This is a genomic window from Corallococcus sp. M7 (assembly GCF_054512695.1).
In genome coordinates, this window is sequence record NZ_CM137252.1 from 1,705,497 (window position 1) to 1,730,744 (window position 25,248).

Consider the following 25,248-nt stretch of genomic DNA (forward strand, 5'->3'; position numbering starts at 1 on the left):
TGGCCGCCTGTTCAGGCTCCGTGCTAGCCCTGCGGCGGGCCATGAGCCGGAGGGCGCGGATGCAACAGCGTTGCGTGTGGGTGGGGGCGGATCCGCTGTACCAGACCTACCACGACGAGGAGTGGGGCGTGCCGGTGCGCGACAGCCGCGCGCTCTGGGAGATGTTGATGCTGGAGGGCTTCCAGGCAGGGCTCGCGTGGATCGTCATCCTGCGCAAGCGCGAGGCCTTCCGGAAGGCGTTCAAGGGCTTCGACCCGAAGGTGGTGGCGCGCTTCACGCAGAAGGACGTCACGCGCCTGATGGCGGACGAGGGCATCGTCCGGGCGCGCGCGAAGATTGAAGCGACCATCGGCAACGCGCGCGCCTACTTGAAGATGCAGGAGGCGGGCGAGGACTTCTCCTCGTTCGTCTGGGGAATGGCGGGAGGCAAGCCCCTCCGCAATGTGTGGAAGGGCCGGGGCGACGTGCCGGCGAAGACGGAGCTGTCGGAGGCGTACTCCAAGGCCTTCAAGCAGCGCGGCTTCAAGTTCGTGGGGCCGGTCATCGTCTACGCGTGGATGCAGGCCACGGGCATCGTGGATGACCACACGGTGGACTGCTTCCGGCACGGCGTGCGGCACCGCTGAGCGCGGGCGGTGGGGCGGTGGACCCGGGCCGCCGGGTGCTGGTTTAACGGAGCGCATGCGCTTGCCCCTCTTCGTCGCGGTGCTGTTGCTCGCATGGAGGGCCGGAGCTGAACCGGCTCCCGTGGTCCCCCGCTTCGAACCAGGCGCCTGCGCCGTGGAGGTCGCCGCCACGGAGCGCATCGACTGCGGCCTGCTGGTGGTGCCGGAGAACCGGCACAAGGCGGACAGCCGCCCCATCCGCCTTCCCGTGACCATCTTCCGCAGCCGTGCCGCGAAGCCCCTGGCGGATCCGGTGCTGTTCATGCCCGGGGGGCCGGGCCTCAGCGCCGTCGAGCGCATCACCTCCGGCAAGAACAACACGCTGCTGGACGAGCGCGACTACATCGTCCTGGAGCAGCGCGGCGCGAAGTTCGCGCAGCCCTCGCTCCAGTGCCCGGAGATCACGAAGCTCAAGGGCGAGGAGTCCGCGGGCCGGCTGCGCGGTCCGGCGGCGGCCACCGCGCTGGCGCAGGCGGCGGGGCGCTGCCGGGCAACGCTGACCGCGTCGGGCGTGGACCTGGATGGCTACACCAGCGAGGCCACGGCGGATGACATCGAGGACCTGCGCAAGGTGCTCGGCGTGGCGCGGTGGAACCTCTACGGCGTGTCGTACAGCACGCGGCTGATGTTGACCGTGCTGCGGCGGCACCCCGCGGGCGTCCGGAGCGTCGTGCTGGATTCGGTGCTGCCGCCGGAGGTGAACTTCGACGAGGTCTCCGCGACGAACGTGCTGCGCGTTCTGAACCAGGTGTTCGACGGGTGCGCGGTGGACCGCGCGTGCGGCGCCCGGTATCCCGACCTGCGCGCCCGCTTCGCGAAGCTGGTGGCCGACGCGGATCGCCACCCCCTGAAGCTGGCCATGCGGGCGGCCGGCGGGCCGGCGGAGATCCGGGGTGCGCAGGTGGTGGAGGCCATCTACTCCGCGATGCACGAACCCATGCGGATTCCCCTCATCCCGAAGCTCATCATGGACGCCTCCGAGGGGCGCTTCGAGACCCTCCGAGGGCTGATCAGCGACAACCAGGGGCCTTCGGCCATGGCCTGGGGCCTGCGCTACTCCGTGTGGTGCGCGGAGGAGCTGCCGTTCGAGGACGCGGGTCGAATCGCCGCGCAGCTCGCGCCCGCCATGGGGCTGGGCGGACTCAATGAGGGAACGGCTTCGCCGCAGGAGTGCCGCGCATGGAACGTCAGCGCCGCGCCCGCCGTGGAGAACACGCCGGTGAAGAGCGACGTGCCGGCGCTCGTCTTCGCGGGAGAGTTCGACCCGGACACGCCTCCGGAGTGGGGCCACCGGCTGCTCGATTCGATGCCCAACGCGTACCCCGTCGACATGCGGGGCCGCAGCCACGCGGCCTCCTTCAACACGTGTGGCGCGAGCATCGTGAAGGCCTTCCTCCAGGACCCCTCGCATCCGCCCCCCGTCGACTGCGCGCTCAAGCGGCGCGGCGCGGACTTTTCCCTGAGCGTGCGGCCCTAGCCCCGGCATGCTTCACGCAGTGGACGGAACCGACGAAACACCCAGGAGGTACGGAATGAAGATCAGCGTGACGAGCGTGATGGTGGATGATCAGTCCAAGGCCCTGAAGTTCTACACGGAGGTCCTGGGCTTCGTGCTGAAGGTGGACGTCCCCATGGGCCCCAAGGACCGGTGGCTGACCGTCGTCGCGCCGGACTCGCCGGAGGGCACGCAGCTGCTGCTGGAGCCCATGGGCTTCGCGCCCGCGCGCGTGTTCCAGAAGGCGCTGTACGACGCGGGCATCCCGCTGACGTCGTTCGGCGTCGACGACTGTGCGGCGGAATATGAACGCATGGTGAAACTCGGCGTGGTGTTCCGAAGCAAGCCCACGGTCATGGGCCCCGTCACCGTCGCTGTCTTCGAGGACACCTGCGGCAACCTCATCCAGATGGCACAGGTCTGAGCCCCGGGCTGCGCTAGCGTGGCGCCATGTCTTCGGAGCGCAGCAAGGGCCGTGTCCGCACGGTGGAGGAATGGTTGGGGCGACTCTCCTCGCGCGATGTGGGGACCCGCGAGGAGGCGCAGTCCGCGTTGGAGGAGCTGCTGGTGTCCGGGGAGCCGGAGTCGCGCGAGCGGACCGCGCGGGCGCTCCTGGAGGAACTGGGGCGGCCCGGGACGGCGGTCGCGGAGCCCCTGCTGTTCCTGCTGCAGCGCGGCTGGTGGCCTCCGCAGGCGGGCCTCACCGGGCTCGCCGTCCAGAGCGTGCTGGCGGTGCTGACGCGGATGGAGGCGGACGCTCCGGCACTGGAGAACGCCGCGAGCGTGCTCGCCGGGGTGTGCCGGGTGGATCCCTTCCAGCTCGCCGCGCTGGACGGGCTGTTCCAGCATCCGAGGGCCTCCGTGCGCGGTGCCATGGCGCGCGTCGTGGGCCGGCTGGGGACCGCCGCGGCGTCGGAGCTGCGCCAGTTGCTGGCGCTCCTGGAGGACGAGGAGCCCGTGGCCCTCTCCGCGCTGGAGTCCCTGGCCGCGCTCGCCCCGCTGGCGCCGGACCTCACCGCGCCCCGGCTGCTGGAGCAGGTGGCCAGGTCGGACGGCGCGCGCCTCTACCTGGCCCTGGTGTCTCTGCGGGGCCTGTTGGAGGAGCTGAACGGAGAGGCGCGGCCCGCGCCCGCGCTGCCGGACCTGGAGTCCGCGGTGCTGAGCGCACTGCGCGCGCCAGAAGCGCCCATCCGCCAGGAGGCCGCGGCGCTGCTGGGGTTGAGGGGCCCGCTGTCGCCCGAAGCCATCGCGGCCCTGCGCGAGCACCTCCGCGACGAGAGCCCGCACGTCGCGGCCCGCTCCGCCGTGGCGCTGGTGCGCTCCGGCGCTCCGGCGGCGGAGGCCCTCTTCCTGCTGAAGGGTCAGCTGGGCCCGGCCGCGTCTCGCGAGCTCCAGGAGGCCGCGGTGGCCGCGCTGGAGGAGGCGGACCCCGCCCGGTTGGGCCGGGCCCGGGGGATGCTGGAGACGGTGGCTCGCGACGCGGCGGGGCTGACGCGCGAGGCCCTCTTCGAGCTGCTGGGACAGCTTCCCTGACGGAGGACCCGCCGCGTCCCCCTTCCACCCCCTGTCTTGACGGGGCCGCACTGCGCGGCCCAGGATTGGGAGTGCAGCACCGTGGGAATTTTCCCATGAGGGGGAAACATGGCTGGATTCTTCGACGAAGAGGACGAGTCTCCGAAGTCCAACACCGCGCGGGTGGAAGAGGTGGCGCGGCTCCGTCCGCGCGTGCCCATCCCGCCCCAGGAGGAGTTTCCGCATCCGGACCGGAAGCCTGGCGGCGGGTTCTTCTCCGACGCCCCCGAGCCGCTCCGGCGTCCCGGAAGCCAGCCGGAGCCGCAGGTGCCAGCCGTCATGCCGGATGACGAGGGGGGATTCTTCGGGGGAGGCCGCTCCCAGACGGAGGACCCCTTCAGCATGCCCTCCTCGGGGGATGCGCCGGAGGAGGACCCGGTCATGGCCGGCATCGAGGCCGTGGGGGACGGCCGCTCCGCGAGCCAGCAGCAGCGGGACAAGACCTACGATGTCATTGGCAAGGTCGCGGGGGCCGCGGGCCTGGTCTCTGGCGTGGCGGACGTCCTGTATCCGGGCAGTGGTCAGGCCATTCGGGGCGTGGGGAAGGCCCTGGGGGGGGCCGCCGCGGTGGGCCGGGGACTGGGGAACGTCATCGATGACGCCTATGACCGGATCGATTCGAACCGCCATGAGCAGACGCAGGGGGACATCGCGCGGATGAAGAACCAGGCGGCGCGGGACAAGATCAACAAGAACACCCCTCGTGGCCACAGCAAGATCACCGAGGACTGACTCCATGCCCCTGCGCGCACACCCCGAGCAGAAGGAGTCGAAGACCCTCCTCTGCATCAACTGCCCGAACACCCTGCTCACCGTTCCCGTCAGCCGCTACACGCTGCAGCCGGACGACAGCTTCGCGAACCCGCAGAGCCTGTCGCTGTTCGCCGCCGTCTGTGACACGTGTGGATACACGGAGCTCTACAAGGAAGGCCCGCTTTTCCAGGGCGGCAGATCCGATGAGGGGGAGTCATGAAGACGAAGGTCCTGCTGGCCCCGAAGGAAGACATCCAGCTGCAATCCCTGGTGTCCACGCGCAGGGCGGATGACACGTTCTTCGGCACCTACCTGGCGACGATGACCAACAAGCGCGTCTTCGCCGAGGACGCCGACGGCACGCTGCTCTTCACCTTCAACCTGAAGGACATCGCCCGCGCGGAGGTGCGCGAGAGCTTCTGGAAGGGAGACGGAGTGCGGCTCCTCCTCCAGGATGGCAACGACTTCGTCTTCAAGCTGATGAAGGACGCCATCTACGAGGACGCGGGCGCCGCGCGGCGGTGGGTCAACACCATCAACCAGGTGTTGCTCGTCTGGCGCAACACCCCGGCGCCCGCCCGCTAGGGGCGTGTCTGACGGATGCAGGTGGCGCTCGTTGGAAGAGCGCCACCCGCGTTGGGGCCTAGCACCCCAGGTTGGTGCCGGGGCTCACGCCGAGCAGGGAGCAGAACTGCAGGTACTTGTCGATGCGGCTCTGCACCTGGCCGGGGTTGCGGCCGTAGCACTCCACCGACCCGTTGATGGTGCGGATGGTCTCACCGAAGCCGGCGCCATTGACGATGGCGTTGTGCGCCGTCATGGAGCCCGCGCCATTCTGCGTGGTCCAGAACCAGAAGCCGGTGCGCCACGCGGCGTTCGCGTCCTGGGCCAGCAGGTCCGGGTTCGCCTGGAGCGGCAGGCCCAGTGCGTTGCCCGCGGCGCAGTAGTTGCCGTTCCACGACAGCTGCATGGGGCCGCGTCCGAAGTACCGCTTGCCCGGAGCGCAGCTGCACCCCGGGGGACCCCACGACGTGTCGCAGTAGTCGCCCTTGTTGATCTCCTCGATGTAAACGAGCCCGCCCGTCTCGTGCGACACGTTGGCCAGGAAGGCGGCCACCTCGCGCTTGCGCGTGTCGGTGTCACCCGTGGTCGCCACGCTCGGGAAGCTGTTCGCCGCGGCGATGAGCGCGTCGTACGTGTAGAAGCCGTTGCGGCTGGGGAACATGGTGTTGAACATGTCGCGGGTGAGGATGCCCCCGAAGCCCGAGCCGCCGCTCCCACCGCCGGAGACCTTGTCGAACGTCCAGCGCTGGTTGTCCCGGTCCGCGTAGAACGGGTACTGGACGATGAGCGTGCCGTTGTCGAAGGAGCCCCACGACAGGTCCATGGCCATGCCGGTGTGGCGCACGTGGAAGCTGAACTGCGTGCCGCCCCGGTTGATGAACTGGAACTGCTGGTTCGCTCCATCGACGTAGGTCCACTGGTGGAGGACGGCGTTCTCCGCGGTGCTGACCCCCTGGATGTCCAGGGCCTTGCCGCTGTTGACGTTGATGATCTTCCAGAAGCCGCCGGACGTGGGCGAGATGTGGAACTTCTGCGCGTTGGTGCCGTTGCAGTCCCACTGCTGCACCTTCGCGCCGTCCGCCGTGCTGGAAGACGCCACGTCGATGCACTTGTTCGTCCGCACCGAGCGGATGACGTAGTCGCCCTCCGTGATGGTCGACACCACGGCGGCGCTCTCCACCTGGCCCACGGCTTCTGGCGCGGTGTCTCCGGTCTCCGGCCCCGAACAGCCCGCCAGCGCGCCCACGACTCCCAGCAACGACAGACCGCGGATCATTCCCTTGTGGCTCATGATGTCTCCCATGGGTACCGCCAGCAGGTGGAGGAACTCCTGGGAGGTGGATTCGTACATCCCAGGCGGACTTTGTTGCTTTGGACAACAAAGTCTCCCGGCTTCATGCCATTGGGCTTGGTATCCCGTCAATCCGGGGAATCCGAAAGGGCGTCAGGTGAACAGGGATTGAGCGCTCTGCGGGCGCGCGGGGACGGTCCTGGTTAGACTGCCGCGCCAGTTCGTCCCCTCATCCCCCGGAGGCCCCTCATGCCCAAGTCGATTGGTGGCTCCAGCTTCAAGGCGCCGTCGCTCCCGAAGTCGCCGCCCGCCACGTCCACGCCCAAGACGCCGAACACCGTCTCCACGCCTTCCACGAGCACCGCGAGCACGAGCAAGAAGCGCCCGCTGGACGCTTCGGACGCGGCGTCCTCGTCGGAGCCGAACAAGCTGGCGAAGACGGACATCAAGGACAACACGACGGAGGCCCGGTTGAAGCGGGCGAAGATTCGCGAGGAGCGCCGTCAGTCGTCCGCGGACGCGGTGGGCTCGTCGGATGGCCGCAGCGGCTTCGTGGGCACCGCGCAGGGCTTCCAGAAGATGAACCCGAAGGTCGACGGCAAGCAGCGCGTGGAGACGCCCTTCGGCCCGGTGAACGCGAGCAAGTTCCCCACGTCCGACCCGGCCTTCAAGATCACCAGTCAGGCGAAGAAGGACTACGGCAACGAGAAGGTGGGCGACCGGTACTCGCACCTGGTGGATGCGCTGAAGGCCGGAGGCAAGAGCGACAAGGAGATCGCCACCGACCTGCTCAACGCCCTGGATGGCAAGGCGCCCCAGCACCTCACGGACAACAAGTCGAAGAACGCCGCCGCCAAGCTCACGGCCATCATGAACGTGTCCGAGCCCATGCGCGTGGGCGGTTCGGGCAAGGCGGGCCGCGCGACGCTGCGCGCGGTGCAGGACGGGACGCTCACCCTGGATCAGGCCTTCAAGGGGGACAGCCCCGCCTTCCCCATGGCGAAGAACCCGGACTACATGCGCCGCGCGGTGAACTACAACGACCAGAACTTCCGCAAGGAGATCACCAAGCCGGAGCAGTTCGACAAGCTGGGCGGCTACATGTCCGACAGCAGCGGCGACGAGTCCTGAGCCGCCTTACAGCCTCTTCAGGAAGCGCTCCGTGAAGAGGTACGCGTCCCCCGGCCACCGCGCGGACACGTAGCGCCCGTCTTCCACGACGAAGGCGGGCGCGTGGTCCGTCGCGGTGCCGCGCCTGGACAGGACGCGGGGGCCGCGCTCGAAGTGGCTCGGGTCCGCGAGCGCGGCGACGACCTCCTCCTCCACGTAGGCGGGGTAGGTCCGGTAGTAGCGCCCCAGCTTCCACGCCGTCAGCAGGTACGCGGAGCGCTCCATGTACTTGGGCAGGCACGTGGTGCGCGTGCCATGGAGCACGCTCTTGCCCGTAGCGGGGTCCTTGGTGCGCGCCAGCACCAGCACGCCGTGGCAGATGGCCGCCACGGGCCGCTGGAGCGCCCAGAACGCCGCCACCTTCGCCTGGAGTGCTCCGCTGCCCAGGTACTGCCGCATGCCCGGCGCGTGGCCTCCGGGCAAGAGGAGCGCGTCGAAGTCCGACGGCGTCACCGCGTCCCAGGTCAGCGGCTTCTGGAAGGCCTGCGTGAGGGTGAGGTCGCCATAGAAGCGCCGGGGTTCTGGTTCCGCGCCCAGCTTCCCGAAGAGCACGCCGGTGAGCAGCAGCGGATCCGCCGCGGGCATGTGGCCCTTCTCCGTGGCGAAGACGACTTCATGGCCCGCGTCGGTGAGCATGCGCCAGGGCACGGCCACCTCGGTGACGTCGAAGTCATGGTCGGGCAGCGGGACGAGGACGCGGCGGGCGGAGGCCATGCGAGGAGTGTTTCCCGGTGTCTGGAGACTGACAAGCGGGCTTCAGCGGCCGATGAACTCAACGGTGGCCTGGTCCGGATCCGGAACCAGTTCGACATGCGCCCTGAGAGAGCGTCCCTCCCGGAGCTGGAGGTCCTCGCGCTGGTACATGCGATAAGCCATGAACTCGACGCGCAGCGTGTATCGCCCTGGCGGCAGGTGCCGGACGCGGAAGTTCCCCTGGGCGTCCGTGACCGTGACCTCCTCGCTCTTCTGGAGGGAGGGCGAGGTCAAGCTGATGACCACGTCCCCCATGGGCTTCCGGGTGACGGCGTCGATGACGGTTCCGAAGATGGCGCTGTCGGACTGTGCGCTCGTGGGGGCGGAGGCCAGCAACAACACGAGCCATGGCAGGACGTGGACCAGGAACCTCACCGGTGACCCCTCTCAAGTCAGGAACCGCGCTCGACCTCCATACGGTAGCCCACTCCGCGCACGGTCTGGATGGAGAAGCGGGAGGCGCTGGTCCACTTGAGCTTGCGCTTCAGGCTGGAGACGAAGTTGTCCACGGTGTGCGGATCCACCACCACGTCCGTGCCCCAGACCGCGTCCAGGATTTCGTCGCGCTTGAGCGCCCGCTCCCGCTCCTTCAGGAAGAAGGCCAGCAGGTCGAACTCCTTGCGCGTCAGCTCCACCTCCGCGCCCTCGGGCGAATCCACGCGCCGCCGGTCCAGGTCCACGCTGTAGCCCGCGAAGCGCAGGACCTTCGCGGGGGCCACGCCGCCGCGCCGCAAATGAGCCCCCACTCGCGCGAGCAGCTCGCGCAGCCGGTAGGGCTTGCCCAGGTAGTCCTGCGCGCCGGACTCGAAGCCGCGCACCACGTCCTCCTCCAGCGTGCGCGCGGTGAGCATCAGCACCGGCACGCCCACGCCCTCCTCGCGCAGCGAGCGGCAGAGCGCGTAGCCGTCTCCGTCCGGCAGCATCACGTCCAGCAGGATGAGCTGGAAGTCGCGGCGGGAGAGCTGCTCGCGCGCCTCCTTCACCGTGGCGGCCTCCTCCACGGCGTAGCCACCCTGGTGCTCCAGGTTGTCGCGCAGCGCGAGCCGCAGGTTCGGGTCGTCCTCCACGACGAGGACGGTGGGGGCGGCGGTGGTCATGCGATGCTCCGGGCGTCGGGGCGGTACTCGGGAAGGGTCAATTCGAAGGTCGTGCCTTCAGGGCTGGAGGCCGCCACGCGCAGCGTGCCTCCGTGCAGGCGGGCAATCTTCCGGCACAGCGCGAGCCCCAGCCCGCTGCCGGGCACCTCGCGGCCGTCGCGTCCGGACAGCCGGTAGAACTCGCCGAAGACGCGCTCCCACTCGGCCTGCGGGATGCCGGTGCCGTTGTCCGTGAAGTGCACGCGCCCTCCGGACAGCGTCTGGACGTGCAGCCGCACGGGGCTGCGGGTGTTGTACGCGCACGCGTTGCGCGCCAGGTTCGCCAGCAAGAGCCGCAACAACTGCGCGTCCGCGTTCAGTTCGCGCGCGTCCACGTCCGCGGTCAACTCCACCGGCACCGGCGCGCCGGACTCCAGGTCGCGGCGCAGGTTGGAGACCAGCTCGTCCAGCCGCACCGGCGCGAGCTTCGGCACCCAGCGCCCCTTGTCGATGCGGTTGAAGGACAGCAGGTTCTCCACCAGGAACCCCAGCCCGTCCGCCTCGCGGATGATGCGCGCGGGGTAGTCCTTCGCGTCCGCGCCCTCCGCCACCCGCCACTCGAGCGTCTCCGCGAGCAGCCGGATGGACGCCAGCGGCGTGCGCAGCTCGTGCGACACCGTGGCCACGAAGTCGCTCTTCAGCTCCAGGAAGCGGTACTTGCGCTGCTGCGCCACGAAGGCCAGCGCCGCGATGACGAGCGCCAGCGCCGCGCACAGGGCCAGCATCAGCGTCTTGAGCCGGTAGCGGCGCTCCAGCGCCTCTTCGCCCAGCGCCCACTCGGACGACTCCACCGCCACCGGCAGCGACGAAAGCGTCAGCACCGGCGCATCCCCCGGCAGGGTCACGTGTCCATCCGCCTTCAGCAGGCCGCGCTCCCGCATCTCGCGGGTGAGCCCCGCCAGGAGCCCCGGCAGGTCCAGCGCCAGCCCGCGCACGTCGCTCCCTTGGAGTGGCTCCAGGTACCAGCCGGACCGCGCCAGCACCGGCTCCCGCACGTCCTCCGGAAGGGGCAGCGGCGTCAAGGCCAACTCGCGCGCCCGCGCCTCGAAGTCCGCCACCGGCACGCCCACGCGCGTGGAGAGCGCCACCACCTTCCCGCGCAGGAAGTCGAAGTCCTCTGGCGTGAAGCGCGAGCGCTTGAGCAACAGCAGCCGCTGCAATCCCTCCAGCCGCCCACCGCCCTGGCCGTCCAGGAGCCCGTCGCGCACCAGGGCCCGCATCAGGTCCGGCACCACGTCGCCCCTCGCCGCCACGTCCTCCAGCACCACCAGCATCGAGGGCAGGTCCCGCGTGGACGCGAGCACGAAGCGGGCCCGGTGCTGGAGCAGCGCCATCAGCGACAGCTGCGTGGCGCGCCGGTCCTTTGCCTTCAGCGACTGCTCCACCAGCGCCATCCGCTCCAGCCGCTCCTTCCACGGGCCCTCGTCCTCGTCCGCGACCTCCGTGCCCGCGCGCAGCCGCGCGTAGCGGTCCTTCGCGGGCGAGTCCCCGGCCGTGTCGAACTGCGCCAGCCGGGGCAGTACCTGCTCCCCCTGTTCCCGCAGGTACAGCCCCGGCGTGGCCACGAGCGGATCCTCCTTCGCCGCCGCCAGCGTGCCGCGCGCGGCCTCCAGGCCCTCGCGCAGCGCCTGCCCCAACGATGCGCGGGCGTACTGCTCCAGGGCCTCACGCCGGGAACGGAGCGAGGTCCGTGCATCCTCGCGTTCGGCGGCGAAGATGCGGTGGAGGTAGCCCAGGCCCACCCCGAGCCCGGCGAGGCCGAGCACGAGGGCGACGAGGGTGGGCAGCAGCCTGCGCGGCATCCGGACCGTCCCTACTTGATGGTGGGGACGCGGTCGGCGTCCATGGTGCGCACCGGCGCGAAGGACTCGAAGCGGTCCTCTCGGCGGTCCAGCTTCTTCGCCAGCCGGATGAGCTCACCCAGCTCCACCACGTCCGCGCGGGCCTTCAGCGGCGTGCCCAGCTCCTCCCACAGCGACACCAGCGCGTCGTAGGTGAGCGGGCGCGCCCAGTAGGAGCCGCGCAGCTTCTCCGCGAACGCGGCGGCGACGTAGGACAGGCGGGTGGGGGAGGCGGCCTTCTCATAGGCGGGACGCAGGAGCGTCACGGGCATGGCCTTCTCGATGAGCTTCGAGCTGCCGCCCTCCGGGGCCTTGTAGCGGATGCGCAGCGTGCCGAAGTTCGTCTGCGCCGGGTCGCGCAGCTTCACCTCGTAGAGGGCGGTGACGGCGTGGCCCGCGCCCACTTCACCCGCGTCCACGCGGTCGTCGTTGAACTGCTGCTGGGTGAGCAGCCGGTTCTCGTAGCCGATGAGGCGGTAGCGGGACACCGTCTTGCGGTCGAACTCCACCTGGAGCTTCACGTCCTTGGCCACCACCTGGAGCGTTCCGGTGAGGTTCTGCACGAAGATGCGGCGGGCCTCCTCCAGCTTGTCCACGTAGGAGTAGTTGCCTTCACCCACCTGGGCCAGCCGCTCCATGAGCACGTCGTTGTAGTTGCCCATGCCGAAGCCCACGGTGGACAGGGTGATGCCCGCCGCCGCCTTCTCCTTCACGAGCGCCCAGATGCCGTCCGCCTCGGTGATGCCGTTGTTCGCCACGCCGTCCGAGCAGAGGATGACGCGGTTGATGCCGCCCTTCACCAGGTGGCTCGCGGCCAGCGCGTAGCCCAGTTCCATGCCCGCCTGCGCGTTGGTGGACCCCTCCGACTGGACGCTGTCGATGGCGCTCAGGATGGTGGCCTTCTGCGTGGCGTTGGTGGGCGCGAGCACCTGATGGGCGGTGGTGCCGTAGACGACGATGGAGACCCAGTCGCGCTCATCCAGCGCGTCCACCAGCAGGCGCAGCGAGCGCTTCACCAGGCCCAGCCGGCTCTCCATGGCCATGGAGCCGGACACGTCGATGACGAAGACCAGGTGCCCCGGCTTGCGCTCGGCGCGGCTCACGTCGCGCGCCTTCACGCCGATGTGCACCACCTGGTAGCCCTTGCGCGCGGGCGAGGGGAAGCCCTCCACGTTCACGCTGAAGGGCGCGTCCGGGGCGTTGGCGTAGCCGTAGTCGAAGGTGTTGACGAACTCCTCCACGCGCACGGCCTGCTCGTCAGGAAGTGCGCCGCGCTCCAGGTAGGCGCGCGTCAGCGTGTACGACGCGGTGTCCGTGTCCACGGAGAAGGTGGAGAAGCGCTCCTCCTCCGTGTCCACGGTGGGGTTCACGCCGTAGCCCTTGAAGTACATGTCGAAGAAGCGCTGGTTCTTCGGGGCGACGGTGCGCTCCGGCGCGGGCTGCGGCGTGGGAACCGCCGAGGCCTGGGGGGCGCGGTACACCGTCTGCGGCGTGCCGTCCGGGACGACGATGTGCATGTACGGCAGGGCCCAGGACGGCGCGCGGTCGCGGTCGTTCATGGGCATGGTGACCGTTCCGTTGATGCCGAAGACCGGATCGTTCGTGCTCAGTCCGTCGACGACGTAGCCATTCTCAGGCGAGGTCTGGCCGTTGATGGACACACCGTACTGGTCGGACTGGGCACTCGGGGCGAGTTGCTCCATGGAACGCGACGCACCGCCCTTGCCCACCGGGCGTGCCACCGCGATGCGCTTGATGAACTCCTGGTCGACGTTGACGCCCTGGTTCGTCGCGCCCACGTCGATGGTCGGCGGCGAGCCCATGATGGGCACCGTCGTCGAGAAGCGCTCCGGGAGCATCTCCACGTTCACTCGGATGGTGCGGTTGCGGAGCAGTTGGATGTCCGTGCGGACGTAAGGCTTGAAATCCTCCTTCTCGAACCGCAGGGTGTACGTGCCCGAGGGAAGCTGGGGGATGCGGTAGTTCCCCTGGGAGTCCGTGACCACCGTCTGGTCGCCCACCAGGCTCGGTGAGGTGGCGGTGATGACCACGTCCGGCAGGGGCTTCTTGGTCTCGGTGTCGATCACCGTGCCGATGATGATGCTCGTGGCGGCGGCGCCCGCGTCCGGCTGGTCCCCACGGGCGCGGCGGACGTCATCAGGAGCAGGGGCAGGGTGCTTCTCAGGAGGGACTTCAGCATGGACCACCTCTCGCGCATCAGGGTGGAGCCATCATCCAGATGCGCCCCGCATCGAACCGCATGGGGGGCTCGTCTCCTCATCATGGTTTCATCATGACGGGAAATCGTGCCGGGGGCGGGGTGTCTGATTAGAAAGGCCGTCCATGACGGCACTCGACACCCTCTTTCCCACCGAAGAGCAGATTCCCCCCGGCGTGCGGCTGCCCGCGTACCTGGAGCAACGCGAGTACCTCGTAGGAGGCGAGCTGCGCACCTGGGCCGGTGAGCTCAACCCGGTGGCGAGCCCCGTGTTCGTCCGGACCCCGGAAGGGCTGAAGCAGAAGGTCATTGGCGCGACCCCGCTGCTCACCTCGCGCGAGTCCCTGGACGCGCTCGCGGCGGCGGTGAAGGCCTACGACTCCGGCCGGGGCGTCTGGCCCTCCCTCAAGGTCGCGGAGCGCATCGAGCACGTGGAGCGCTTCCTCACCGCCATGCGCGCCCAGCGCACCGCGGTGGTGAACCTGCTCATGTGGGAGATTGGCAAGACGCAGCCGGACTCGGAGAAGGAGTTCGACCGCACGGTGGACCTCATCGTGGAGACCATCCGCGCGCTGAAGGAGCTGGACCGCACCTCGTCCCGCTTCGTCCAGGACCAGGGCATCATGGCGCAGATCCGCCGCGCGCCCATGGGCGTGGCCCTGTGCATGGGGCCGTACAACTACCCGCTCAATGAGACGTTCAGCACGCTCTTCCCCGCGCTCCTGATGGGCAACACCGTGGTGTTCAAGCCGGCGAAGTTCGGCGTGCTGCTGGTGCGGCCGCTCCTGGAGGCGTTCCGGGACTGCTTCCCGCCCGGCGTCATCAACATCATCTACGGCCGCGGCCGGGAGACCGTGGGCGCGCTGATGGAGAGCGGGCAGGTGGACCTGTTCGCCTTCATCGGCACCAACAAGGGCGCCAGCGAGTTGAAGCGCATGCACCCCCGGCCGCACCGCCTCAAGTCCGTGCTGGGCCTGGACGCGAAGAACCCGGCCATCATCCTGGAGGACGCGGACCTGGATAACGCGGTGAAGGAGTGCATCACCGGCACGCTGTCCTTCAACGGCCAGCGGTGCACGGCGCTCAAGCTGTTGGTGGTGCACCGGAACATCGTGGACGCGTTCCTCGCGAAGTTCACCGCCGCCGTGGACAAGCTCAAGCCCGGCATGCCCTGGGACCCGGGCGTCGCCGTCACGCCGCTGCCGGAGCCGGGCAAGGGGACGTACCTCCAGGGGCTGGTGGACGACGCGGTCTCCAAGGGCGCGCGCGTGGTGAACGCGACGGGCGGGCAGGCGTCCCGGTCGTTCTACTCACCCACGGTGGTGTACCCGGTGACGCGCGACATGCGGCTGGCCACGGAGGAGCAGTTCGGCCCGGTGGTGCCGGTGATGGTCTTCGACGACGACGCGGAGGCCGTGCGGCTGGTGGTGGAGTCGTCGTTCGGTCAGCAGCTCAGCCTGTTCGGGAAGGACTCTGCGCGCATCGGGCGGTTCATCGACGCGTTCTCCAACCAGGTGGGCCGCATCAACCTCAACTGCCAGTGCCAGCGCGGGCCGGACACGTTCCCGTTCAATGGCCGCAAGGACTCCGCGGAAGGGACGCTGTCCGTGGCGGACGCGCTGCGGGTGTTCTCCATCCGCACGCTGGTGGCGACGAAGACGACGCCGGACAACACCGCGCTCGTCCAATCCATCCTGACCCGCAGAGAGTCGGATTTCCTCACCACGGACTTCCTCTTCTAGTCCCGCATTGGCTCCGGGTGGTATGCCCTGGGGCAACCCATGGCGCCGCGCACCACGACCCTCGAACTGCACAAGGAAGAGATGAAGTTCTCCGCGGGGCACTTCACCATCTTCTCCGCCACGCACCGCGAGAACCTGCATGGGCACAACTTCTCCGTCTACGTCGCGCTGACGGGGGAGGTGTCCGACGATGGCCTGCTTTCGGACTACGGTCCGCTCAAGCAGGCCATCATCCAGCGCTGCAAGGCCTGGAACGAGACGTTCTTCCTGCCCGCCCACTCCAAGCACCTGCGGCTGGAGCGGGACGAGAAGGGCAACCACGTGGCGCACTTCAACGGCGAGGAGCTGCGCTTCCTCGCTCGCGACGTCACGGTGCTCCCGGTGGCCAACGTGTCGCTGGAGGAGCTGGCGCGCGTCTTCGGCGAGGAGCTGGTGGGCGACGGCAGCGCCATGGCGCGCGACCACATCACGGGGCTGGTGGTGAAGTGCGCCTCCGGCCCTGGCCAGTGGGCCTCCTGGGAGTGGAAACGCGATGTCTGATCAGGTCCTCATCACCGGCGCCAGCCGGGGCATTGGCCGCGCGGCGGCGGAGCGGTTCCGCAAGGAGGGCTGGCGCGTCATCAACGTGTCGCGAAGCCCCTGCACCGTGCCGGGCGTCGTCAACGTGCCGGTGGACCTGGCCGTGCCGGGCTGGGAGCCCGCGGTCGAGTCAGCGCTGCGCGAAGGCGCGGGACAGGGGCGCCTGTCCGTCATCCACAACGCCGCGCTCTACGAGCACGACGACGCGCTGACCATGGACGCGGACCACCTGCGCCGGGTGCTGGAGGTCAACGTCGTGGCCCCGCTGGTGCTCAACCGCCTGGCGAGGCCGCTGCTCACGGACGGCTCGTCCCTGCTCTACGTGTCCTCCACGCTGGGGGAGAAGGCCGTGAAGGGCGTGGCGTCCTACGTGACGACCAAGCACGCGCTCATCGGGATGATGCGGGCCACCTGCCAGGACCTGGCGGGGACCCAGGTCCACACCGCCTGCGTCTGCCCCGGCTTCACGGACACGGAGATGCTCCGCGAGCACATGGGCACGGACCCCGCCGTCCGGGCGAGCGTGGCGGGGATGACGACCTTCGGGCGGCTCATCACGCCGGAGGAGATCGCCGGCGTGCTCTACCTCTGCGCCACCACCCCGGTCCTGAATGGCGCGGTCATCCACGCCAACCTGGGCCAGGTCGAGCGCTGAAGCTTCAGCCTTCCTGCGCGTAGACGGTGCACGAGGACGTGCACGTCTCCGCCACGCGGATGCGCGCGACGGTGGTGCCGGGCACGTTCACGCGCTCGAAGAGCCACGCGGCCAAGAGCTCGCTCGTGGGGTTCTCCAGCCCGGGGACGTCGTTGAGCAGGCGGTGGTCCAGCTGGGCGTGGAGCGGCTGCCAGGCGGCGTTCAGCTCCGCGAAGTCCACGATCCACCCGAACTGCGGATGCACGGGGCCGCGGAGGGTGATTTCGATGCGGTAGCTGTGGCCGTGCACCCGCGAGCACTTGTGCCCTTCCGGAACGTTGGGCAGGCGGTGCGCGGCCTCGAAGGTGAACTCTTTCGAGATTTCGGTGACGAGGGGGGTCTTCTTCACGGGACTGTCTCCTGACGGCGGCCTTCTACCTGTCATGTCCCCCGGCGTCCACGTGCCTGGAGGCGCGGGCCCGGACGCCAGGCGATTCCACGGAATCAGATGATCCCGCCTCCCGCATCCTTTCCTTGTTGGACCTGAGCGCACAGGCTGCCCGCCCCCTTTTCCCGGAGGCCTTCGTGATGCGCCGTTCCTTCCTCGCACCGCTCCTGGTGCTCGCCAGCCTGCTGGCCTGTGGTCCTGTTCCGGAACAGGAGTCCCCGCCCACCGCGACCGGCGCCCAGGGGCTGACCTCGGCCAATGGGCTCGTCACCCTGGAGGCCGTGGGCACGGGCCGGCCCTACACCTTCGCCACCGCGCAGACGGGCACGAAGCTCTACATCGACCGGGCGTACACGCTCACGGGCCTGTCCCCCCGGCTCCAGGGCGGCGTACTGCTCCAGGCGGCCAACGACGACAAGCTCTACACCGGCGCGTCACAGGTGCGGCTGGGCCTGAACTCCGCCGCCAGGGTCTACGTGGCCATGGACCGCCGCAACACGGTGCTGCCCGCGTGGCTGGCGGACGGCACCTGGGCGCTCACCGACGAGGTGCTCGCCACCAACGACCCCTCCGCGACCACGTCCAGCTCCTCCACGCCCATGAAGGTGTACGTGAAGTCCGTGCCCGCGGGGACGCTGGTGCTGGGCGGCGGCATGGCGGCTCCTGCGCAGGGCACCAACGCGCAGTACGTGGTCGTCATCCAGTACGCCAGCAGCGAGCCGGGCGTGGTGGCGCGCTTCTTCCCCAACCTCCGGATGCAGGGCGTGCCGGTGCTGCGTCACCTGTCCACCGTGGACGTGTCCTATGGCACGGGCGCGCCGGTGGCCGGCATCCCGGCGGACTTCTTCGGCATGCGCATCGAGGGCTACGTCACGCCCGCCTTCACGCAGACGTACACGTTCCGCACCTCCGCCAGCGGTGGCGTGCGGCTGTGGGTGAATGGCCAGCTGCTGGTGGATGACTGGTTCGAGCACGCCGTGGAGCAGCGCTCCGGGAGCATCGCCCTGTCGCTGGACGTCCCCGCCAGCGTGGTGCTGGAGTTCTTCGACGCGGAGGCCGCGGCCTCGCTGCTGCTCCAGTGGCAGAGCCCGAGCCAGCCCTGGCAGACGGTGCCCGTGGCCCGCTTGGAGACGCCCGCGCTGCCCCTGCCGCGTCCCCTGGGCGCCCACTGCACCGCGGACGCGCAGTGCCGCTCCGCCATGTGCAGCGTGTTCCCCGTGGGCAACGTCACCATCTGGAACGAGGGCGACGCCGTCTGCACGCCCGAGGTCGTGGAAGGGGAGCCCGGCCTGAAGGCCGAGTACTTCACCTCCGAGTTCCTCTACAACCGCGCCACCGTGCGGCGCGAGGCGTTCCTGGGGACGTACTGGGGCGCGTCCTCTCCCGCGTCCGGCGTGCCCGCGGACAGGTGGTCCGCGCGCTGGTCCGCCACGCTGACGGCGCCCACCACTGGCACGTACACGCTGCGCACCTCCACCGAGGACGGCGTGCGCCTATGGCTGGATGGCGTGCTGCTCGTCGATAACTGGATGGAGGCGGAGGGCGGGCAGACGCACGACGTCGCCGTGTCCCTCACCGCCAACAGCCCGCATGATCTGGTGATGGAGTTCTTCGAGGGCTACGGCAACGCGCACGCGCAGTTGTCGTGGACCGGCCCGGGCATCCCCTGGCAGACAATCACCACCGCGCTGAGCACGCCGCCGCACTTCACCTGCCGGCCGCATGGCTCCCAGTGCCGCTCCAACGAGGACTGCTGCGGCGGCTTCTGCTCCGTGTCCCCGGTGGGCAACGTCACCATCTGGAACGAAGGGGCCACGGTGTGCGGCCCCCGGTGAGCTGAGCCAACAGCAAGGGCCCGCGCTCAGCCTTCGAGCGCGGCGCCCAGCCGGGCGAGCACCCCCGGCCAACCCGGCTTCATCCCCTCGAAGGCGCGGCGGCCCATGGGCGAGTCCAGGTTGAAGCCTTCGTGGACGAGCGTGAGCCGCGTCCCCGTCCCCTCCGGCACCAGCCGCCAGGTGAGGGTGGTGTCGAGCGTGCCGGTGGCGAAGCGGTACTGGAGAAGCCGCTCCGGCTCCACCGCGACCACCTCGCACGGCTGCTGGCCCCAGGGGCCCATGTCGAGCGTGAAGCGGTGGCCCACGACGGGGCGCACGTCGCCCGCGGCCCACCACTTCGCGTGGAGCTCCGGGGTCGTCAATGCCTTCCACACGGCGGAGGGCGGATGGGCATACACGTGGTCCAGTTGGATGACGGCGGGGGGATTCATTTGCGTGACTCCTCGTCGAGCACGTCCTCGAGCGCGGCGAGCCGCTGCTTCCAGTAGTGCGTGAAGGCCTTGAGCCAGTCGTCCACCTCCGACAGGGGACGCGGATCCAGGTGGTAGTAGCGCTCCCGGCCACGCGGCTCCTCGCGGACGAGCCGCGCCTTGCGCAGGACCTGGAGATGTTCGGAGACGGCGGGCCGCCCCAGGTTGAAGCCGCTCGCCAGGTCATTCACCGCGCGCGGCCCCTTGCGCAGCTGCAGCAGGATTTCCCGGCGCACCGGATTGGAGAGCGCCGAAAAGACATCCGATTCGGACATGGCCCGGATTGATACGTCGGAAATCTCCGACGCGTCAAGAGGCGTCGGAGAATCCCGACGCGTCGTCGAGCGTGCGTGAAGCGGCTACCTGCGGGCGGCGCGCGGCTGCGCGAGGGGGGCGCGCTGTTCGCGGCGGATGGGGAGCCGCAGGAGCTGGGCGTAGCGCGCGAGCCGGTCCTCGAAGCGCCGGGAGTCGCGGCCCCAGTGCACGACGACGTTGCGCTCGGGGTCCTTGCGGTGCGTCAGCGCGATGCCGTATTCGTCCTGCGCGCCAATCCAGTCCGGGTGGTGGCGCCGCTCGCAGTCCAGGCCGACGTAGTGGTCCAGGGGCTCGTTCCAGGTGAAGGCGCTCAGGGCCCCGCCGCCGCGCAGCGACACCTCCGAGGCCGTCACCACCACCTCCAGCCGGGTACGGACACACCGCAGGATGAACGTCACGGACACGAAGCCGCCGAGCACCACCACCACCGGCAGCATCCACTGCTCGCGCAGCAGGGCCAGGGACAGGCCCTGGTCCAGCGCGTAGGCGAGGGGAATCACCACCAACAGCACCAGCGTGAGCAGGGGCCACACGACCTGGCCCATCAGCGGACGCGTGTGGAAGCGCAGCGGGAGGTCACCCCCCATGTCCATCTTCTGGGGAACCGGTGAGAGCACTTCGAAGAAGGACATGGGGCCGGTGGCTCGGGTGTGCGGGCGATGGCTGCCTTTGACCCAAGCTCAACATGGCCGTGGAGGAACTGTCCACGTCTTCCCGGGTAGTCCGGGAGCTGCCGGACGGACCGCGCCCTTTCAGCGCGAGTGCTGTTTGAAGAAGTCCCACATGATGGTGGTTCCGTCGGGACCCGCCGGGTCCGCGAACGGGAAGGCGCCGTCACCGCCGGGCCATGCGTGACCCATGCCCTGGATTTCAATGTGCTGCACCAGGAGCACGCCGTTGGAGACGTAATCCCTCACGGTGTACTTGCGGCCTCCGGCTGAGACACCGGACGTCGTGCGGGCCGGGGTGTTGGACACGCTGTTGTTGTTGGAGCCGTCATCGCCGTAGTCATTCGTCTGAAGGAACTGGCGCGCGGCCTGCTGTCCATTGATGGGATTGACGACGTCATCCGACGTGCCGTGGACCACGAGCACCGGCACCTTCCGGCGCGGCTTGCCCGAGCACGCCCACGCGTCATAGCCCCGGTCATCCGGCGAATAGATGCTGCCGAACGTCATCGCATAGAGGCTGCCGGACGCCGTGGTGGCCGCCTTGTACATGGCGCCCGCGCCCACCATGCCCGCGGTGAACACATCCGAGTAGCAGGCCATCAGGACGCTGGTCATCACCGCGCCCGCGGAGACGCCGCCCAGGTAGACGCGGCGCGAGTCCACCGCGTAGTGGCCCTTCACCCAATCCACCATGCCGACGATGAGCGACGGCTCGCCAATGCCTCGCTCCTGGTTGGAGGAGAACATGAAGTTCCAGCACTGGGTGCCATTCGCATACAGGGCCTGGTTGGGATAGAGCACCAGGAACTTCTCCGCGTCCGCCTTCGCGTTCAGCCGCGTCAGGCCCGCGAACTGGTCCGGGTTCTGAAGACAGCCATGCAGCCCCACCACGAGCGGGAGCGGCTCACCGGGCTGGTAGCCGGTGGGGACCCAGAGCTGGTAGCCCCGGGTGCCCCAGTTGTTGGAATAGACGCCGTGGACCCACTCGCCCGCGCGGGCCTGCGTGGCGCCCACGGCTGTGAACAGCGCGCACACCGCCACCGCCATGCGAGCCATGGCCTGGACCTTCCGAGTCACCGACATGTGTCTGCCTCCTGCTTCAGCCAGGACGCGCAATGCGTCCGGGTGACTCGACTTCCCGGAGGAACCTCTCCACCGCGGCGGCGACCTGTCCGGGTTGATCCACGGGCGCGGCATGCCCGGAATCCGTCAGCACTTGGAGCCATGCGTCCTGGAGCTGGCCCGCGTAGGCCTGCTTCGTGGACAGCGGCGTGTAGTCCCGTTCGGAGTGCAGCACGAGCACGGGACAGGTGATGGCCTTCAGCCGGTCCTGGACGCTCCAGCCGATGAGCCCTCGCGTCGCGCGCAGGTACACGTCACGCGCGTTGGCGCCCAGGGATTCAATGGCCCGTTGGCGCAGGGCCTCCTGCTCCGGCTTGGGGAACAGCTTCGGGGCCACGCGCTTCGCCAGCCCTCTGGGACCCAGCAGGCGCAGCACCAGCAGCCGCGCCGCGAACTCCAGCTTCCGGCGGAACGTGCGCGCCACCATGTCCGGCCCGCTGTTGACCACGGTCAGGCTGCGCACCAGGTCCGGCCGGTCCACCGCCAGCTGGAAGCCCATCATCCCGCCCATGGACAGGCCCATGACGTGCACCTGCGTCAGCCCCAGCCCGTCACACAGCGCGGCGATGTCCCTGGCGAAGAGGGCCACGCCATACGCGCCCGCCGGCTTGTCGCTCTGGCCGTGGCCCCGCGCGTCCGGCACCAGCACCCGGTGATGCGCGGACAGCCGGGGCACCACCGCTTCCCAGTCGCTGCCGGACGAACCCAGCCCGTGGAGCAGCACGATGGGCGCTCCCTCGCCGGACTCCTGGAAGTGCAGGGTGACGCCGTCGGGAAGGGTGAACGTGGGCATCGGCGGTGAACGACCGTTCAGAGAGGGGATGGATTACGCTTCCAGGGTCGGTGGAACCGTAGCTGAACGACCGTTCGTTTTTCAAGGTGGCCCCATGGCGTCTTCCTCTCCGTCCCGTCTTCGTGCGCGCAAGGCGGTGCTTCCGGACTCGGCGTCGGCTGACGGCACGCGTCGCCGCATCCTGGAGACGGCGCTCCAGCTCTTCGCGAGCCGGGGCTTCCATGACGCGTCCATCCGGGATCTGGCCAAGGAGCTGGAGCTGCGGCCCAGCGCGCTCTACGCGCACTTCCCCTCCAAGGAGCACGTGCTGGCGGAGCTGGTGCGGCTGGGGCACGAGGCGCACCACGAGGGCCTGCGCACGGCGCTGCTCGGCGCGGGGGCGAAGCCGGTGGAGCAGCTCCGGGCCCTGGTCCGGGCGCACACGCGGCTGCACGCGACCCATCCGCAGCTGGCCGTGGTGGTGAACGACGAAATCCACGCGCTGCCGCCGGAGCTGGCGGCGCCGTCGCTGGCGCTGCGGGAGCAGTCGGCGGCGTTGCTGATGGCGGTCATCGAACGGGGACGCGCGCAGGGCGTGTTCTCCGTGCCGCACGCGGGGGTCGTCGCCGCGGCCATCTCCGCCATGGGGCTGCGGCTGCCCTACTGGTTTGAGCCCACGCCCGCGCTCGACGTGGACGCGCTGGCGGACCTGCACGCGGAGCTGGCGCTGCGGATGCTGGGCGTCAAGGCTGGGAGGTAGGTGCGCGCGCCGGGCGGAGCTGACGGCGGTACGCGGCCGGCGTGCTGCCCACGTGCCGCTTGAAGGCCTTGCCGAAGGCGCTGTCCGTTTCGTAGCCCACGGCCTCCGCGATGGCGGTCAGGGACGCATCGCTCTCCGTCATCAGCCGCGTGGCCGTGTGCATGCGCCACTGCGTCAGGTACGTCAGGGGGCTCTCGCCGATGACGTGCTGGAAGCGCGCCGCGAAGGTCGACCGGGACATGCCAGCGAGCTTCGCCATGGCCTCCACCGTCCACGGGTGCTGGGGGCGTTCGTGCAATTGCTGAAGGACGCGGCCCAGTTGCGGATCCTCCAGCGCCCGGAGCCAGCCGCCCTTGCCGGCGGGGAAGGCTTCCACGTGCATGCGCAGCGCGTGGATGAACAGGACGTCGGCGAGCCGGGTGGCGACGAGCTCGTGCCCGGGCCGCCCTGCTTCCATCTCCGCGGCGACAAGCTGGATGACGGACTCCACCTGCCTCGTGGAGCCGCTCCCGTCGCCCCGGACATGCAGCACCCTGGGCAGGCCCGCGAGGAGCCGGTCGAGCCACGCCCCCGAGAACCCGAAGCTGAAGGAGACGAGCGTCGTCTGGGGCCCGTCCCCGCCGTGGCGCAGGACGCCGCCGCATTGGGCGCCGGTCTCCTCGTAGAGCTCCGGCAGGGGACGCGTGCGGGTCCGGGGGGAGTCCCGGAGGAGATGGGGCGCGCTGCCTAGGATGAAGACCCAGTCGCCCGCCGCGAGCGCGATGCGCTGGCCTTCCACCTCCAGCCAGCAGCCGCCGCGAGACACCGCGTGGAAGAAGCCCGGGTGCCCCAGGTCGAGCTTGATGCCCCACGGCGCGCCCAGCTCCAGCCGGCCGTACACCTCCGTCTTCAGCCGCAGGCTGCGAAGCGAATCCGCCAGGACGTCCATCTTGAGCGCTCCCTTCGGACGATTGGACGAGAAACACGGAGCTTCGCACATGGAACGTCCAGCGTCGCGGGACTACCCATCGTCCTGGAGAAAGGACGCTTCCATGACGCAGGCATCGACACAGACACGCATCCGGATGTTCCACCTGCTTCGGGCCGGAGGGGCCACCGCGGCCCTCGCCGCGGGCCTCGCGACCCTCGCCGTGCTCGCCACGCCGCATGTCCGGGGCATCGGGTTCTTTCCGGCGCTGCGCTTCGCGGTCGTCGCGCCCGTGTGCCTGCTCGCCTCCGTCACGGCGGCCTTCCTGTATGCCGTGCTCGCGGCGCGCTCGTCGCGTCCCCGGCTCACGCTGGCCGCCGCGCTCGTGGGGCTCGCGCTGGGGGGCGTTGGCGGCATGTCCGCGTGGGGACCCCAGGGGCTCGCCGTCGGGGCGGCGCCCGCGCTGCTCGGTGGCGCCATCGTGATGTCCTGGCTCATCCCTCGCTTCGTGGAGCGTTCCCGGTGGTCACGTGGGGGCGCCGCGGCGCTCTGGGTGCTGGGCGCGCTGGAAGTCGTGGGCGTCGTCCGGGCGGTGTCGAGCGAGCGCGCATCCCCGGTGCGCGAACAGGCCGACGCCGGCTCCAGGTTCGTCACGCTGCCGAGCGGCGCGCGCGTCCACTACGTGGAGGAGGGGCAAGGGGAGACGCTCCTCTTCCTGCACGGCAACCCGGCCTGGTCCTACCAGTGGCGGGAGCTGATCCGCGGGCTACGCGGCTCGTATCGCTGCATCGCGCTCGACTACCCGGGCTTCGGCCTGTCCGAGGCACCGGCGGGCTTCGGCTTCACGCCCCGGGAGGAGAGCCTTGTCGTGGAGGAGTTCGTCGAGCAGCTCCAACTGCGTGACGTGACGCTGGTCATGCAGGACTGGGGTGGCCCGATTGGGCTGGGCTTCGCGGGGCGCCGGCCGGAGCTCGTGAAGCGCGTGGTGCTGGGCAGTACCTGGGCATGGCCTACGAGCTCGCGCGAGCCGCGCGGCATCTTCTCCGTCATCGCGGGGGGGCCCGTGGGCGAGTTCCTCCAGATGAACTTCAACGGCTTCGCGTCCTTCGGCCTCCGGAACGGCGTGGTCCGCGAGCTGCCCTCCGACGTGCTGGAGGCCTATCTCCGCCCCTTCGTCGCCCTGGAGCGCCGGGGGATCGCGGCCTTCTATCCGGGGCAGATCACCGCCGCGACGGCGTACTTCCAGGAGGTCGAAGCGGGCCTGCCGCGTCTGGCCGGCAAGGAGGCCCTCCTCTTCTGGGCGCATTTGGACCAGGGCTTCCCCCGGAGCGACACCGAGCGCTTCGAGAAGGCCTTCCCGAAGCACCGGACGGTCGGGCTTCCCAACGCCAACCACTTCTTCTTCGAGGACACGGCGGAGCAGGTGGTCGCGGAGGTTCGCGCCTTCATGCGGCCCTGAGCACCCGGGAGCACCCGAGAGGTCATGGGCGTCTGGCGCGGGGGTTGCTAAATGTCGCCATGCCGGCCGGGCAGGG

At 69.7% G+C, this 25,248-nt stretch carries 27 protein-coding genes; 14 read left to right on the forward strand and 13 right to left on the reverse strand.

Features of this window, described 5'->3' with window-relative positions:
• The first annotated feature begins 59 nt into the window (after positions 1-59).
• The 7 genes from ACX114_RS07100 to ACX114_RS07130 all read left to right on the forward strand — a co-directional run bounded on the left by ACX114_RS07100 (position 60) and on the right by ACX114_RS07130 (position 5,070).
• Positions 60-626 (forward strand): DNA-3-methyladenine glycosylase I, encoded by a 567-nt coding sequence (locus ACX114_RS07100; protein ID WP_459295982.1) that lies wholly within the window; start codon positions 60-62, stop codon positions 624-626.
• Between the two features lie 55 nt (positions 627-681).
• Positions 682-2,142 carry an alpha/beta fold hydrolase gene (locus tag ACX114_RS07105; RefSeq protein WP_459295984.1) on the forward strand — a complete coding sequence of 487 codons (1,461 nt, stop codon included), beginning with the start codon at positions 682-684 and terminating at the stop codon, positions 2,140-2,142.
• A gap of 55 nt (positions 2,143-2,197) precedes the next feature.
• Positions 2,198-2,584, forward strand: coding sequence for a VOC family protein (locus tag ACX114_RS07110; RefSeq protein WP_459295986.1), 387 nt, complete (start codon positions 2,198-2,200; stop codon positions 2,582-2,584).
• Positions 2,585-2,610: 26 nt separating this feature from the next.
• Complete coding sequence (locus ACX114_RS07115; RefSeq protein ID WP_459295988.1) at positions 2,611-3,693, forward strand: HEAT repeat domain-containing protein; 1,083 nt, start codon at positions 2,611-2,613, stop codon at positions 3,691-3,693.
• A gap of 108 nt (positions 3,694-3,801) precedes the next feature.
• The gene (locus ACX114_RS07120; protein ID WP_459295990.1) at positions 3,802-4,464 is read left to right on the forward strand and encodes a hypothetical protein; all 663 of its coding nucleotides are present in this window, start codon (positions 3,802-3,804) and stop codon (positions 4,462-4,464) included.
• Positions 4,465-4,468: 4 nt separating this feature from the next.
• A complete protein-coding gene (locus ACX114_RS07125) occupies positions 4,469-4,705 on the forward strand; it encodes a hypothetical protein (RefSeq protein ID WP_459295992.1) in 237 nt (78 codons plus the stop codon).
• Positions 4,702-5,070 (forward strand): hypothetical protein, encoded by a 369-nt coding sequence (locus ACX114_RS07130; protein ID WP_459295994.1) that lies wholly within the window; start codon positions 4,702-4,704, stop codon positions 5,068-5,070. The genes ACX114_RS07125 and ACX114_RS07130 overlap by 4 nt, the downstream gene beginning before the upstream one ends.
• 58 nt (positions 5,071-5,128) lie before the next feature.
• On the opposite strand, the gene ACX114_RS07135 is transcribed toward ACX114_RS07130, so the two are convergent.
• Positions 5,129-6,340 (reverse strand): glycoside hydrolase family 19 protein, encoded by a 1,212-nt coding sequence (locus ACX114_RS07135; RefSeq protein ID WP_459300079.1) that lies wholly within the window; start codon positions 6,338-6,340, stop codon positions 5,129-5,131.
• Positions 6,341-6,589: 249 nt separating this feature from the next.
• Between ACX114_RS07135 and ACX114_RS07140 the strand changes: the two genes are divergently transcribed.
• Complete coding sequence (locus ACX114_RS07140) at positions 6,590-7,471, forward strand: hypothetical protein (RefSeq protein ID WP_459295996.1); 882 nt, start codon at positions 6,590-6,592, stop codon at positions 7,469-7,471.
• A 6-nt stretch (positions 7,472-7,477) separates the two neighbouring features.
• Here the strand turns inward: ACX114_RS07140 and ACX114_RS07145 are convergent, their stop codons facing one another.
• From ACX114_RS07145 to ACX114_RS07165, 5 genes are read right to left on the reverse strand one after another with little or no spacing between them, the layout of a single operon-like run.
• Positions 7,478-8,224 carry a type 1 glutamine amidotransferase domain-containing protein gene (locus ACX114_RS07145; protein WP_459295998.1) on the reverse strand — a complete coding sequence of 249 codons (747 nt, stop codon included), beginning with the start codon at positions 8,222-8,224 and terminating at the stop codon, positions 7,478-7,480.
• A gap of 42 nt (positions 8,225-8,266) precedes the next feature.
• Entirely contained in the window at positions 8,267-8,638 is a 372-nt protein-coding gene (locus ACX114_RS07150) for a carboxypeptidase-like regulatory domain-containing protein (RefSeq protein ID WP_459296000.1), read from the reverse strand.
• A 17-nt stretch (positions 8,639-8,655) separates the two neighbouring features.
• Positions 8,656-9,360, reverse strand: coding sequence for a response regulator transcription factor (locus ACX114_RS07155; RefSeq protein ID WP_206799070.1), 705 nt, complete (start codon positions 9,358-9,360; stop codon positions 8,656-8,658).
• Positions 9,357-11,201, reverse strand: a complete 1,845-nt coding sequence (locus ACX114_RS07160) for a sensor histidine kinase (RefSeq protein WP_459296002.1) — start codon at positions 11,199-11,201, stop codon at positions 9,357-9,359. Before ACX114_RS07160 ends, ACX114_RS07155 begins: the two co-directional genes overlap by 4 nt.
• 11 nt (positions 11,202-11,212) lie before the next feature.
• Entirely contained in the window at positions 11,213-13,447 is a 2,235-nt protein-coding gene (locus ACX114_RS07165) for a YfbK domain-containing protein (protein WP_459296004.1), read from the reverse strand.
• 136 nt (positions 13,448-13,583) lie between these two features.
• Here ACX114_RS07165 and ACX114_RS07170 point away from each other — a divergent pair, with 136 nt between their 5' ends.
• Genes ACX114_RS07170 through ACX114_RS07180 form a run of 3 tightly spaced genes read left to right on the forward strand, consistent with a single transcriptional unit; the run spans position 13,584 to position 16,434 of the window.
• The gene (locus tag ACX114_RS07170) at positions 13,584-15,200 is read left to right on the forward strand and encodes an NADP-dependent glyceraldehyde-3-phosphate dehydrogenase (RefSeq protein WP_459296006.1); all 1,617 of its coding nucleotides are present in this window, start codon (positions 13,584-13,586) and stop codon (positions 15,198-15,200) included.
• Positions 15,201-15,239: 39 nt separating this feature from the next.
• Complete coding sequence (locus ACX114_RS07175; RefSeq protein WP_014394259.1) at positions 15,240-15,740, forward strand: 6-pyruvoyl trahydropterin synthase family protein; 501 nt, start codon at positions 15,240-15,242, stop codon at positions 15,738-15,740.
• Complete coding sequence (locus ACX114_RS07180) at positions 15,733-16,434, forward strand: SDR family NAD(P)-dependent oxidoreductase (protein WP_459296008.1); 702 nt, start codon at positions 15,733-15,735, stop codon at positions 16,432-16,434. The genes ACX114_RS07175 and ACX114_RS07180 overlap by 8 nt, the downstream gene beginning before the upstream one ends.
• A 4-nt stretch (positions 16,435-16,438) precedes the next feature.
• Here ACX114_RS07180 and queD read toward each other — a convergent pair whose 3' ends face one another.
• Positions 16,439-16,822: a 6-carboxytetrahydropterin synthase QueD gene (queD, locus tag ACX114_RS07185; RefSeq protein ID WP_014394261.1), complete on the reverse strand. Its 384-nt coding sequence runs from the start codon at positions 16,820-16,822 to the stop codon at positions 16,439-16,441.
• Between the two features lie 179 nt (positions 16,823-17,001).
• Between queD and ACX114_RS07190 the strand changes: the two genes are divergently transcribed.
• Entirely contained in the window at positions 17,002-18,696 is a 1,695-nt protein-coding gene (locus ACX114_RS07190) for a PA14 domain-containing protein (RefSeq protein ID WP_459296011.1), read from the forward strand.
• Between the two features lie 26 nt (positions 18,697-18,722).
• Here ACX114_RS07190 and ACX114_RS07195 read toward each other — a convergent pair whose 3' ends face one another.
• The 5 genes from ACX114_RS07195 to ACX114_RS07215 form a co-directional block, all read right to left on the reverse strand.
• Entirely contained in the window at positions 18,723-19,127 is a 405-nt protein-coding gene (locus tag ACX114_RS07195; RefSeq protein ID WP_459296013.1) for an SRPBCC family protein, read from the reverse strand.
• Positions 19,124-19,441, reverse strand: coding sequence for an ArsR/SmtB family transcription factor (locus ACX114_RS07200; RefSeq protein WP_459296015.1), 318 nt, complete (start codon positions 19,439-19,441; stop codon positions 19,124-19,126). The genes ACX114_RS07195 and ACX114_RS07200 overlap by 4 nt, the downstream gene beginning before the upstream one ends.
• An 84-nt stretch (positions 19,442-19,525) precedes the next feature.
• On the reverse strand, positions 19,526-20,113 hold the full coding sequence (locus tag ACX114_RS07205; RefSeq protein ID WP_459296017.1) for a hypothetical protein: 588 nt from the start codon (positions 20,111-20,113) through the stop codon (positions 19,526-19,528).
• Between the two features lie 120 nt (positions 20,114-20,233).
• Complete coding sequence (locus tag ACX114_RS07210) at positions 20,234-21,235, reverse strand: extracellular catalytic domain type 1 short-chain-length polyhydroxyalkanoate depolymerase (RefSeq protein WP_459296019.1); 1,002 nt, start codon at positions 21,233-21,235, stop codon at positions 20,234-20,236.
• A gap of 16 nt (positions 21,236-21,251) precedes the next feature.
• On the reverse strand, positions 21,252-22,067 hold the full coding sequence (locus tag ACX114_RS07215) for an alpha/beta fold hydrolase (protein WP_459296021.1): 816 nt from the start codon (positions 22,065-22,067) through the stop codon (positions 21,252-21,254).
• A gap of 94 nt (positions 22,068-22,161) precedes the next feature.
• Here ACX114_RS07215 and ACX114_RS07220 point away from each other — a divergent pair, with 94 nt between their 5' ends.
• On the forward strand, positions 22,162-22,806 hold the full coding sequence (locus tag ACX114_RS07220) for a TetR/AcrR family transcriptional regulator (protein WP_459296023.1): 645 nt from the start codon (positions 22,162-22,164) through the stop codon (positions 22,804-22,806).
• On the opposite strand, the gene ACX114_RS07225 is transcribed toward ACX114_RS07220, so the two are convergent.
• The gene (locus ACX114_RS07225) at positions 22,790-23,734 is read right to left on the reverse strand and encodes an AraC family transcriptional regulator (RefSeq protein WP_459296025.1); all 945 of its coding nucleotides are present in this window, start codon (positions 23,732-23,734) and stop codon (positions 22,790-22,792) included. The two genes, ACX114_RS07220 and ACX114_RS07225, sit on opposite strands and share 17 nt — an antisense overlap.
• A gap of 103 nt (positions 23,735-23,837) precedes the next feature.
• Between ACX114_RS07225 and ACX114_RS07230 the strand changes: the two genes are divergently transcribed.
• Positions 23,838-25,172: an alpha/beta fold hydrolase gene (locus tag ACX114_RS07230; protein WP_459296027.1), complete on the forward strand. Its 1,335-nt coding sequence runs from the start codon at positions 23,838-23,840 to the stop codon at positions 25,170-25,172.
• The last annotated feature ends 76 nt before the right edge of the window (positions 25,173-25,248 follow it).